General features: G+C 70.3%; 10 protein-coding genes and 1 rRNA gene. 3 read left to right on the top strand and 8 right to left on the bottom strand.

Annotation, left to right across the window (positions count from 1 at the left end):
* Positions 1-10: 10 nt before the first annotated feature.
* Together rrf and ACGFW6_RS33505 are read left to right on the top strand one after the other, a co-directional pair.
* Positions 11-127: ribosomal RNA gene (gene rrf / locus ACGFW6_RS33510) — 5S ribosomal RNA — on the top strand.
* Positions 128-196: 69 nt separating this feature from the next.
* A complete protein-coding gene (locus ACGFW6_RS33505; protein WP_393518434.1) occupies positions 197-742 on the top strand; it encodes a GNAT family N-acetyltransferase in 546 nt (181 codons plus the stop codon).
* 27 nt (positions 743-769) lie between these two features.
* Here the strand turns inward: ACGFW6_RS33505 and ACGFW6_RS33500 are convergent, their stop codons facing one another.
* From ACGFW6_RS33500 to ACGFW6_RS33470, 7 genes are all read right to left on the bottom strand, one after another.
* Positions 770-2,323 (bottom strand): TraM recognition domain-containing protein, encoded by a 1,554-nt coding sequence (locus tag ACGFW6_RS33500; protein ID WP_393518431.1) that lies wholly within the window; start codon positions 2,321-2,323, stop codon positions 770-772.
* 9 nt (positions 2,324-2,332) lie between these two features.
* Positions 2,333-3,742: an ATP-binding protein gene (locus tag ACGFW6_RS33495; protein WP_393518428.1), complete on the bottom strand. Its 1,410-nt coding sequence runs from the start codon at positions 3,740-3,742 to the stop codon at positions 2,333-2,335.
* 6 nt (positions 3,743-3,748) lie between these two features.
* A complete protein-coding gene (locus tag ACGFW6_RS33490) occupies positions 3,749-5,305 on the bottom strand; it encodes an SCO6880 family protein (protein ID WP_393518425.1) in 1,557 nt (518 codons plus the stop codon).
* The gene (locus tag ACGFW6_RS33485) at positions 5,302-6,624 is read right to left on the bottom strand and encodes a hypothetical protein (protein WP_393518422.1); all 1,323 of its coding nucleotides are present in this window, start codon (positions 6,622-6,624) and stop codon (positions 5,302-5,304) included. Before ACGFW6_RS33485 ends, ACGFW6_RS33490 begins: the two co-directional genes overlap by 4 nt.
* Positions 6,614-7,444: a hypothetical protein gene (locus ACGFW6_RS33480; protein ID WP_393518419.1), complete on the bottom strand. Its 831-nt coding sequence runs from the start codon at positions 7,442-7,444 to the stop codon at positions 6,614-6,616. Before ACGFW6_RS33480 ends, ACGFW6_RS33485 begins: the two co-directional genes overlap by 11 nt.
* A gap of 199 nt (positions 7,445-7,643) precedes the next feature.
* The gene (locus tag ACGFW6_RS33475) at positions 7,644-7,952 is read right to left on the bottom strand and encodes a hypothetical protein (RefSeq protein WP_003991275.1); all 309 of its coding nucleotides are present in this window, start codon (positions 7,950-7,952) and stop codon (positions 7,644-7,646) included.
* A gap of 370 nt (positions 7,953-8,322) precedes the next feature.
* The gene (locus tag ACGFW6_RS33470) at positions 8,323-8,781 is read right to left on the bottom strand and encodes a MarR family winged helix-turn-helix transcriptional regulator (RefSeq protein WP_393518416.1); all 459 of its coding nucleotides are present in this window, start codon (positions 8,779-8,781) and stop codon (positions 8,323-8,325) included.
* A 293-nt stretch (positions 8,782-9,074) separates the two neighbouring features.
* Here ACGFW6_RS33470 and ACGFW6_RS33465 point away from each other — a divergent pair, with 293 nt between their 5' ends.
* Positions 9,075-10,043: an alpha/beta hydrolase gene (locus tag ACGFW6_RS33465; RefSeq protein ID WP_393518413.1), complete on the top strand. Its 969-nt coding sequence runs from the start codon at positions 9,075-9,077 to the stop codon at positions 10,041-10,043.
* Positions 10,044-10,304: 261 nt separating this feature from the next.
* Here ACGFW6_RS33465 and ACGFW6_RS33460 read toward each other — a convergent pair whose 3' ends face one another.
* Positions 10,305-10,907 (bottom strand): TetR/AcrR family transcriptional regulator, encoded by a 603-nt coding sequence (locus ACGFW6_RS33460; RefSeq protein WP_393518410.1) that lies wholly within the window; start codon positions 10,905-10,907, stop codon positions 10,305-10,307.
* Position 10,908: the final 1 nt, after the last annotated feature.

Genomic DNA, 10,908 nt, shown 5'->3' with positions numbered 1-10,908 from the left:
TTCATAGTGTTTCGGTGGTTATAGCGTGAGGGAAACGCCCGGTTACATTCCGAACCCGGAAGCTAAGCCTTACAGCGCCGATGGTACTGCAGGGGGGACCCTGTGGGAGAGTAGGACGCCGCCGAACAAATTGTGAAAAAAGGCCCACACCAAAATTGGTGTGGGCCTTTTTTGTTTTTCCGTTAGCTTGAGTCGTATGAACTACGTCATCCGATCCATCCGTGCGGACGAGTGGCCGGCCGTCAGGGAGCTGCGGCTCGCGGCGCTCCAGGACCCGGTTGCCCACATCGCCTTCCTCGAGACGTACGAGGAAGCTCTCGCCCGGCCCGACTCCTTCTGGATGTACCGGGCCGCCGGGGGCTGCGAAGGCGCCGAGGGGGCCCAGCAGATCATTGTCGAGGCGCCGGACGGGCGGTGGGTCGGGACGTTGACCGTGCTGATCGAGCAGCCGGGGACGACCGACTGGGCCGGGTATCCCGTCGAGCGGCTGCAGGGGCATGTGGTCGCCGTGTTCGTGCGGCCCGAGGAGCGGGGCAGCGGGCTGACCGAGGTGCTGTTCGATGCCGGTCTGGAGTGGGCCTGGGGCCGCGGGGCCGAGCAGGTGCGGCTCATCGTGCACGAGGAGAACGGGCGGGCCCAGCGCTTCTACCGGCGGGTCGGGTTCGTGCCGAGCGGGCTCCTGGTGCCGTTGTCCGGGAAGCCGGAGGAGAAGGAGCTGGAGTTCGTCCTCCCGCGGCCGTAGGAGTGCCCTGGCGGTCTGCTCGGGCGGCTAGACGGGGAGTTCGTCGTGAGGCCAGCGGGAGCGGGCCTGTTCACGGGACCGGAGCAGGGCCAGGGTCGGCATGCCCCGGTCCGCTCCGGTGGCCAGCAGCTCCGGCAACTGGGGAAGCGGAGCCACGGCGGCGACGTCGTCCAGGACGAGCGTCATTGGTGGGTCGAGGCGACCGGAGGATGACCGTTCGGCCATGTGCCGGCCGCGCTCGACCACGCTTGCGGCAAGAGCCGTCAGAAGTGGCATGGCGCCCGGGTTGGCTCGGGGGTCCTCGATGGATTCACCCACCACATAAAGCGTGCCCCCTTCATCGATGAAGGAATCCAAGGTGAGGGCATCAGTTCGGTTGGGAGTGCAAGCCTCGCGGATGTTGACCATGGAGAGCGCGGCGAGTGCCCTGGTGGTCAACTCCTGTGCCATGTCGCGGCGTTCGGGGTGGGCCGTGAGGGCCGCTTCGAGTTCGCCGGCGGACCCCGGGGCCGCCTTGGGGCTCGTGCGCAGGATGCGTACGGCGTCCTGGATCTGCGTGCCCTGGGACCAGCGGTGGACGTGCCGGACGGTGCGGCCGTCGACCGCGGCGGCGTGCAGGTAGCTGCGCAGGAGCGTTTCCGCCGTGTCGCTCACCGCCTGGTCGAGGCGCGAGGTCGGTCGGACCGGGGTCAGGAGCGCGGCAGCCCTGGAGACCGCCGTCTGCTTGTCCTCGCAGCCTGTCGTGGGCGTCCAGTGCAGGCGGGCCGGGGTGTCGCAGAGATGGGTGGGGTCGTAGAGGAGGACCGGGCCGAGTTTGGCGCGGGCGTCCTTCGTGTCCTGCCAGAGCGTCGGGTTCGACGTGACGACGAGGGCGGGGCCCTCCGCGTCACGCACCGCTTGTGCGGCGGTCGTCCGGCGGGTCTCCTTCGGGGCCACGAGGATTTTCTCGCGTGCGCCCATCCGGGCGGTGAGCACGGGGGTGTGGACGGGGGTGTGGGGTGCCGTGGGCGGCGCCGCCTCGCCGGCGGGCGGCTGCTCGTGGGCGACCGGTGCCGGTGAGGGCACGTCAGGACGTGCCTCCGGTGGGAGGTTCTCGGCCTGCGGCACGGTCGCCGGCTCCGGCTCCCGTCGCGGGGCCGGTACTTCGCGCTGTAGCGGCGCGGGCGGTACCGGTTCGTCCGCGGGGGCCGCCTTTCCCGTGCGCCGTCCCGCCCGGACCGCCCGCCAGCGGGCCACCGTCCCCAGCACGAACACCGTGAGCACGACGAGGATCATCAGCTGGCCGATGAACAGGCCCCAGAACAGGCCGTAGCCGGAGAGCCGGCCCGCCGGTGTCTCGGGCCAGGCGCCCGGGATGTCGTGCGGCTCGGCGATCAGGTAGCGCATCGCGAGCGGGGTGCGGGCGAAGGTGACGCCGGACGGCCAGGCGCCGTGGGCGAACAGGGCCGCCAGGCCCGTCGCCGACCAGACCAGCAGCGTCATGCCGAGGAGGAAGGCGAGTATGCCGACCAGGAGGCCGTCGGGGATGCCTCCCTGGCCGTCCCGGTGCTGCCGGCCGTTGCGGTGGTCGTCCGGTCTCACGCTGTCCCCCTACGCCACCGTCGATTCGGAGTCGCCCAGGTGTTGTTCCATGAACGCCGCGGCCCGCTCCTCGGCCTCCAGCTCGGCGGCGCGCAGGGCGTCGTCGGTGAGGTCGCTGGACGACTCGGTCATCGCGCGGTCGGTGAAGACGAGCGGGCGTTCGGTCTCGGTGACCAGGTGTTTGACGACCTGGACGTTGCCGTTGACGTCCCACACGGCGATGCCGGGAGTGAGGCTGGGGATGATCTCCACCGCCCAGCGCGGCAGGCCGAGTACGCGGCCCGTCGCCCTGGCCTCGTCGGCCTTCTGGGCGTAGATCGTCCTGGTCGAGGCCATCTTGAGGATCGCCGCGGCCTCCTTGGCGGCCGCCCCGTCCACGACGTCCGACAGGTGGTGCACGACGGCCACGAAGGACAGACCGAGGCGGCGGCCGAACTTCAGCAGCCGCTGGAACAGCTGGGCCACGAACGGGCTGTTGATGATGTGCCAGGCCTCCTCGACCAGGAAGATGCGCTTCTTCCGGTCGGGGCGGATCCAGGTGTGTTCCAGCCATACGCCGACGATCGCCATCAGGATCGGCATGGCGATGGAGTTGCGGTCGATGTGGGACAAATCGAACACAATGAGGGGCGCGTCCAGGTCGATGCCGACCGTCGTGGGGCCGTCGAACATGCCGCGCAGGTCACCGTCGACCAGACGGTCGAGCACCAGCGCCACGTCCAGGCCCCACGCGCGTACGTCGTCTATGGCGACGTTCATCGCCTCCGCGGACTCCGGCTCGGGGTGCCGTAGCTGCTCGACGATGTCGGTCAGGACGGGCTGGCGTTGGACGATGGTCTCGTTGACGTAGGCGTGCGCGACCTTCAGGGCGAAGCCGGAGCGCTCGTCGAGGCCGTGGCCCATGGCCACCTCGATGATCGTGCGGAGCAGCGCCAGCTGGCCCGTGGTGGTGATCGACGGGTCGAGCGGGTTCAGGCGGATGCCGTGGTCCAGGGCCGCCGTCGGGTCGAGCCGGATCGGCGTTATCCCCAGCTCCTGCGCGATGAGGTTCCACTCGCCGACGCCGTCCTCGCCCTGGGCGTCCAGGACGACGACCTGGCGGTCGCGGAAACGGAGCTGGCGCAGGACGTACGTCTTCTCCAGGGCCGACTTGCCGTTGCCGGACTCGCCGAGGACGAGCCAGTGCGGGGCGGGGAGCTGCTGGCCGTAGAGCTGGAAGGGGTCGTAGATGTAGCCCTTCCCGGAGTACACCTCGCGGCCGATGATGACGCCCGAGTCGCCGAGGCCGGGGGCGGCGGTCGGGAGGTAGACCGCCTGCGCCTGGCCCGTGGACGTGCGCACCGGAAGCCGGGTCGTCTCGACCTTCCCGAAGAGGAAGGACGTGAAGGCGTCGGTGAGGACGGACAGCGGGTCCCGCATCAGGTCCTACCTCCGAATGCCGGTGGCGAAGGGGAGTGTGTTGACGAATGCCCGGTGGTGCTCGCGGTCGCACCATTCCAGCTTCAGATACGACTTTCCGGCTGACGCCCGGATGGTCCGCTTGTCGCGTGCGAGGGATTCGGGGGAGCGGGAGGAGACGGTGATGTAGCCGACCAGGTTGACTCCGGCCGCGCCGCTCGCGAGGTCCTCTCCGCGCTGGTCGAGGCGGGTGTGGGCGGCGACATCGCGCGGGTCGACGGTGCGGTTCATCTTGGCGGCGCGGCTCGCCTCGGCCTCGTCGTTGGTCTTCTCGGTCAGCATGCGCTCGATGGCGACCTCGGTGGGTTCGAGGTCCATCGTGACGGCGACCGTGCGGATGACGTCCGGGGTGTGCACGAGCAGGGGCGCCAGGAAGTTGACGCCCACCGGGGTCATCGGCCACTCCTTCACCCAGGCCGTGGCGTGGCACCAGGGGGCGCGGGTGGAGGACTCCCGCGTCTTCGCCTGGAGGAACGTCGGCTCCATGGCGTCCAGCTCGGCCGGCCAGGCATTACGTTTCGTCATCGCCTGGATGTGGTCGATCGGGTGGTCCGGGTCGTACATGGAGTGGATGAGGGAGGCGAGGCGGCCCTGGCCGAGGGGCTGCCGTACGCGGATGTCCGCCTCCTGCAGGCGCGAGCAGATGTCGGTCAGCTCGCGGGCCATGACCACCGCGAGCCCGGAGTCCCGGTCGGCCTTGCCGCCGTGCGGGCGGGAGGCGCGGGCCATCGCCAGGGCCTCCGCGGCCAGTTCGCGGGTGAAGTGCATACACGCGACGAGGTAGGCGCGGTGCTGCTCGCTGCTCGTCGACACCATCGACTGGAGCTGGTCGTACGACTGCTGGAGCCAGGCCGGGGAGCGCTCGTCGCCGCGTACGGCGACGTCCTTGGCGTGCGCGTCCGGGTCGGCCGGCAGGGTGCGGGCGAGCATCTGGATGCGGGTGACGAAGCCGTCCCCGTTGGCGACGTGCTTCAGCAGGGTGCCGAAGCGGTCGACCAGGGCCTCCTGGTCCTCGGAGTCGCGCAGGCCGACGCCCGGGCCCTCGATCTCGATGGCCGCGGTGACCGTGCGCCGGTCGGCGTGCAGCAGTACGGCGATCTCGTCGGGTCCGAACGGGGCGGCCAGCCACGTGATGCGGCCGATGCCCGGCGGCGGACCGACCTCGACCTCACGTCCGTCGACACGGGTGCCGGCCTCGATCGCGCCGGAGCGGTAGGCCGTGCCCGCGCGCAGGGTGCGCTTGTAGCTGCGGTTGATCTCGAACCACTTGTAGAAGGTCCGGTGCTTGTACGGCACGTAGACCGCGGACAGCGCGAGCATCGGGAAGCCGGTCAGCAGCACGATGCGCAGGGACAGGACGGGGACGAGGAGTCCGCACATCATGCCGAGGAACGCGCCCACGACGATGAGCGCGATCTCGCCGGTCTCGCGGTTGCGTCCGACGATGGCGTTCGGCCGGGCCCGGCCGATCAGATATGTACGGCGGGGCGTGACCGAATGGGACACGTGGGACTGCGTCGTCAACGCCCGTCACCTCCTGAACGATTGCTGTTGCGGGTGTTGCTGGCGTGCGGGCTGTTCACCGGGCTGCTCGAGCGGGGTGCGGGTGCGGCGGAGGGGACAGATCCGCCGCCTCCGTTCGAGGAGCGCGAGCTGTGCGCGGCGACGCCGCCGGAGGCGGGGTTCGAGGGGCGGGCGCCGGACTGGCCGCCGCCGTTGTTGTCCGCGCGGGAGCTGTGCGTCTTGATGCCCTGGGCGACGAGGGTCGCCGGGGAGCTGATCACGGCGGCGGCCTTGCCCTCGGCGCCGCGCATGATGCGGTTGTTGCGGGAGCCGGCGATCTCGTCGCCGAAGCCGGGGACGAAGCGGTAGATCATCGCGCTGGCGAAGATGGCGAGCAGGATGATCGCCAGGCCCGAGACCACGGCCGAGAAGGCGCCGGGTCCGTCGCCGGCGGAGAGCGCGCCGGCCAGGCCGAGGACGATGACGATGACCGGCTTGACCAGGATGACGGCGATCATGATGCCGGCCCAGCGGCGGACGTGGCCCCAGAGGTTCTTGTCGACCAGGCCGGCGTAGACGACGGTGCCGAGGAGGGCGCCGACGTAGAGCAGGGCGGCGCGGATGACGAGCTCCAGCCAGAGGATGCCGGCGGCGAGGATGCTCACCAGGGAGACGACGATCAGCATGATCGGGCCGCCGCCGATGTCCTCGCCCTTCTCCAGGGCGCCTGCGAAGGTGCCGAAGAAGGTGTCCGTCTGGTTGCCGGTGGTCTTCGCGAGGACGTCGGTGACGCCGTCGGTCGCCGATACGACGGTGTAGAGGATCAGGGGGGTGAACGCGGAGGCGAGGACGGTGAGCCAGAGGAAGCCGATCGCTTCGCTGATGGCGGTGGTGACGGGAACGCCGCGTACTGCTCGCTTGGCGACCGCCAGGAGCCAGAGCAGGAGGGTCAGGATCGTGGACGCCGCGAAGACGACCGCGTACTGCTGGAGGAACTTGGCGTTGGTGAAGTCGACGTTCGCGGTCTCCTGCACGGCCTCGCTGAGCTGCTTGACGGTCCATGAGGCGGCGTCGGCACAGCCTCTGGCGAGGGAGGAGAGGGGGTCGAGGGTGGAGGTGGGGTCGGTGAGGGAACGGCCGGAGCCGCCTCCGCCTGAGCCGCCGTTGTCTTTTTCGCAGTAGTCCTTGGCGGGGCCGACAATGAGGTCGCAGTTGTCACCCGAGGGTGTCGGGGACGGGGTGGGTGCGGCGGCAGCGCGCGTGGCCATCAACACGACCGCCGCCTGTACGGCGGTCAGGGCGGTGGCGACCTTGAGTACGCGGCGCGGGTTATCGGGCATACGTGAACCCTCCGTACTCCTCGACTGCCTTGGCCATCTCGTCGGCGCTGGATGCCTTGTTGTCTCCCGGGACGGGTGCGGGCCCGTCCTTCTGGGAGAAGCTCGCGACCTTCCAGTCACTGTTCGCCCAGCGAAGCTGGAGCGTCATGGTGAACCAGTCGCTGCCGGCCGGATTGGTCGAGCTCTCCCCCGCCATGCCGAACACGCCGGTGCACCACACCTCGACGGTCGCCGCGGAGGCCGAGTTGCTCGTGACCTTGGTGCCGATCGGCACGGTCCGCGAGACGTAGGTGTTGCCGGCCGTCGCGTTGCCGTTCTCGTCGAGACCGATGCTGCTCAGGAACTCCCTGGAGTAGGCCTTGTCGAACTTGGCGGTGAGTTCCGCCTGCTTGTCGGCGACGAAGACCTGCTTGACGATCTCGGCTCTGCGGGTCGGCTGCAGGATGTCGGCCGAGACCAGCGTCACCGCATAGTTGGCCGCCGCGCTCTGTGCGCCCTGCTCGTCGTGTGCGAAGCCTCCGGGGATGCCCGCTGACTTTCCGTCCACCGGGCGGGTGCCCGTGGCTGCCGTCGGTGCGGAATTCGGCTGGTTTTCGTCCCCGTCAGAGGAAGCGGAGTCGTCTCCTCCACGGTTCGCGAAGGCGATCGCGGCGATGAGGAGTACCACCACGCCGACGACGGTGACCAGGCTCCGGGACGACGAACGGCCACCCCGCCGCGCACCCCCGTACACGTCACCGCTGCTCTCGGGCAGCCGCGTGCGGGTCTGACCGGTGCCTCCGTAACCGCCGGAGGTGTCCCGCTCGTCTCCGAGACTCATGCCGCGTACGCCCCCTCGACGTCGGACAGATACACGTTGGAGTACGACGGTAGCCGTGCTGGTTCCCGCATGGGCGCGGTGTGGTGACTCGACATCAGGGAAACGCAACCTCAGCCGGTGGGCACGACGGGTGGGTGGGGGACTGGGGGGACCGGGCGTGCCCGGAGCGGACGGAGGGGGGCCGGGGTTACCGGGGCGGTCAGACGGCCATGCCGTACACGATGGTGAACAGCGTGCCCAGCGAGCCGATGATGAAGACGCCCGTCAGACCGGCGATGATCAGCCCCTTGCCCTGCTCGGCGCTGAAGGTGTCGCGCAACGCCGTGGCTCCGATGCGCTGTTTGGCCGCCCCCCAGATGGCGATGCCGAGGCAGAGCAGGATGGCGACGGCCATCACGACCTCGATCATCACCTTCGCCTCGTTGCCCAGGCTGCCGAAGGGGCCCCAGTCCGGAGCGATCCCGCCGATGATGGTGTTGATGTCGCCCTTGTCGGCCGCAAACAGCATGTAAGTCACCGCCCCTGTTGGGTAGTTCCGCGTCCCCTGCGGTGCGCAGAGGTCAGCCCTCATTCTCGCCGACAATGCTGCCGTCGTATGTCGACTTGGCGTCATTGATGGGCGGGATTCGTACGAATAGCTCGTATGGTCACTCTGTGTATCACGGCAGGTCACGCCGGGCAATGAGGCCTGAGCGGAACCTGTGGTGTGGCTCTGTCGTTAGCCCTCTTCACGCCGGGTGCCGTTTCTGACGGCTGGCCGGGCGATCGGTCGTGCCGGTGTTCTGCGGGTGAAGGCTATCCCGGGATGGTGAACGCGGGGGCCGCTGGGTTGGTGTCGCGGCCGGGTGTGGACCCCGTGTGGTGACGGAGCGTCAGCGTCAGCGGTCTTCGGCGACGTTCGTCGTGATCAGGCGCAGGAGTTGCTTGGCCAGGGCGTCCTGTTCCGGCGTCAGACCCATCGCGTCACCGATGGCGAGCGGCACGGTGGTCGCGCGGTCGTGCAGGTCGGCGCCGGCCTCGGTGAGGCGGATGGCGACCGAGCGCTCGTCGTCGCGCCGGCGCTCGCGGCGCAGCAGGCCGCCCGCCTCCAGGCGCTTGAGCAGCGGTGACAGCGTGCTGGACTCCAGCTGGAGCGCCGTACCCAGGTCCCGTACGGAGATCGAGTCCCGCTCCCACAGGACGAGCATGACCAGGTACTGGGGGTAGGTCAGGCCGAGTTCGTCGAGCAGGGGGCGGTAGCGCGCGGTCACCGCGCGGGAGGCGGCGTAGAGCGCGAAGCAGAGCTGGTCGTCCAGGAGGAGGGAGCCTGCGGGGGGCGGCTCGGTGGGTCGGCTCATGGCGGGCTCCGGGTGGGTGCGGGGGTGGGTGGATACGGGCCTGGTGCGGGGAGGGGTGGGTGCGGGCCTGGTGCGGGGCGGGTGCGGCTCGTGCGGGTGGGTGCGGGGTGGGCGCGGGCTCGTTCGGGGTGTGTGGCCGGGTGGGCTCGGTGGCTCGATTCTATCGGGCGGTACATCATCGTGCCCTAATGAGTTGCGCACGACTTAATAGCGCGCTACTTTCATGCCGTGCCGCCGCACCCGGTCGATCCCGCCGGGCAGGCTTCCGCGGCACCCGATCCGAGGAGATCGCCATGACCGACAGCGCAACCCCCGCCCGTCCCGTTCTGGAGCCCGCCGCCCAGGCCTTCGCCGAGGCCACCGCGAATCCGCCGTACCTGTTCGATCTGGGGCCGGTCGAGGGGCGCAAGGTCGTCGACGAGGTGCAGTCCGGGGAGATCGCCAAGCCGGACGTCGACGAGGAGTGGGTGACCGTGCCCGGTGGGCCGACCGGTGAGGTCAGGGTCCGGGTCGTGCGGCCGGCCGGGGCCACCGGGACGCTGCCGGTGCTTCTCTACATCCACGGCGCGGGCTGGGTGTTCGGCAACGCCCACACCCACGACCGGCTCGTGCGGGAGCTGGCCGTCGGTACCGGTGCCGCGGTCGTCTTCCCCGAGTACGACCTCTCGCCCGAGGCGCGTTACCCCGTCGCCATCGAGCAGAACTACGCCGTGGCCCAGTGGGTCGTCCGCGAGGGCGCGGACAACGGCCTGGACGCCGGCCGGATCGCCGTGGCCGGTGACTCGGTGGGCGGCAACATGACGGCGGCGCTGACGCTGATGGCCAAGGAGCGCGGCGATGTGCCGCTGGTGCAGCAGGTGCTGTTCTATCCGGTGACCGACGCGTCGTTCGACACGGCGTCCTACCGGCAGTTCGCCGAGGGGTACTTCCTGCGCCGGGACGCCATGCGGTGGTTCTGGGACCAGTACACGACGGAGGAGGCGGAGCGGGCGCAGATCACGGCGTCGCCGCTGCGGGCCGGTGTCGAGCAGCTCCAGGGGCTGCCGCCGGCGCTCGTCATCACCGCCGAGGCCGATGTGCTGCGGGACGAGGGTGAGGCGTACGCCGGGAAGCTGCGGGAGGCGGGTGTGCCGGTGACCGCGGTGCGGTACCAGGGCGTCATCCACGACTTCGTGATGCTGAACGCGTTGCGGGAGACGCGGGGGGCGGAGGCGGCCATCGGGCAGGCGGTGAGTGTGCTGCGGGGGGCGTTCGGAGTATGAGGGGCGCCCTGGGGCCGGGGCCGGGGGCGTAGGGGTGCGGTGGTTCTGCGGCTGCGGGTTCCGTGTGGCTGGTCGCGCAGTTCCCCGCGCCCCTGAGGGGGTTGGCGTCGGCGGTGTTTGGTGTGGCCGTCTCGCGGGGCTTCAGGCCGTGTGTGAGGGGTGCCCGGGGGTCGTGGGGGTGTAGTGGTTCTGCGGCTGCGGGTTCCGTGTGGCTGGTCGCGCAGTTCCCCGCGCCCCTGAGGGGGTTGGCGTCGGTGGTGTCTAGCGGGGCTTCAGGCCGTGGAGCAAGTGGTGGACCAGGCCCTCGACGCCCGCCAGGGCCGCTTCCGGGGTCAGCCAGCCGGCCGCGATGAAGCCCGCCATGCCGTGCAGGGCGGCGCCCGTGACGAGGTTGAGTTCCTCGGGGTCGCCCTGGATGATCTCGCCGCGCTTCTGGGCGTCGGCGAGTATCCGCTCCAGGCTGCCGACCGTCCGCTCGACGGCCGTGGCCATCTGCTCCGAGGCGCCCGGCTCGTGCTTGCGGGCGTACATGAGTTCCAGCAGCTCGGCGTTGTCGATGGCGAAGCCGAGGTAGGCGCGGGCGAGCGCGGTGAGCCGGGGTTCCAGCGGGAGTGCCGGGTCCTCGGCGGCGGCCAGGGCCCGGCTGAGCCGCTCGTACCCGGCCAGGGCGAGGGCGTTGAGCAGGGCCTGCTTGTCCTTGAAGTGCCGGCCGGGGGCGGCGTGGCTGACGCCGACCTCGCGGGCCAGTTCACGCAGTGAGAGAGAGCCGGCGCCCTTCTCGCGCAGGGTGCGTTCGGCTGCCGCCAGCAGGGCGGCGCGCAGGTCTCCGTGGTGGTAGGGGCGGCTCTCGGGCATGCGGACCATC

The organism is Streptomyces sp. Y7 (assembly GCF_043195415.1).
In the GTDB taxonomy this organism is placed as follows: Bacteria; Actinomycetota; Actinomycetes; order Streptomycetales; family Streptomycetaceae; genus Streptomyces.
This window is presented reverse-complemented; position numbering and strand designations above follow the sequence as displayed.

Bases quoted from the DNA above. Each gene is read 5' to 3' on its own strand.
- ACGFW6_RS33465 (WP_393518413.1), top strand. From the start codon at position 9,075: ATGACCGACAGCGCAACCCCCGCCCGTCCCGTTCTGGAGCCCGCCGCC.
- ACGFW6_RS33480 (WP_393518419.1), bottom strand. From the start codon at position 7,444: ATGAGTCTCGGAGACGAGCGGGACACCTCCGGCGGTTACGGAGGCACC.
- ACGFW6_RS33475 (WP_003991275.1), bottom strand. From the start codon at position 7,952: ATGCTGTTTGCGGCCGACAAGGGCGACATCAACACCATCATCGGCGGG.
- ACGFW6_RS33460 (WP_393518410.1), bottom strand. From the start codon at position 10,907: ATGGTCCGCATGCCCGAGAGCCGCCCCTACCACCACGGAGACCTGCGC.
- ACGFW6_RS33485 (WP_393518422.1), bottom strand. From the start codon at position 6,624: ATGCCCGATAACCCGCGCCGCGTACTCAAGGTCGCCACCGCCCTGACC.
- ACGFW6_RS33505 (WP_393518434.1), top strand. From the start codon at position 197: ATGAACTACGTCATCCGATCCATCCGTGCGGACGAGTGGCCGGCCGTC.
- ACGFW6_RS33495 (WP_393518428.1), bottom strand. From the start codon at position 3,742: ATGCGGGACCCGCTGTCCGTCCTCACCGACGCCTTCACGTCCTTCCTC.
- ACGFW6_RS33470 (WP_393518416.1), bottom strand. From the start codon at position 8,781: ATGAGCCGACCCACCGAGCCGCCCCCCGCAGGCTCCCTCCTCCTGGAC.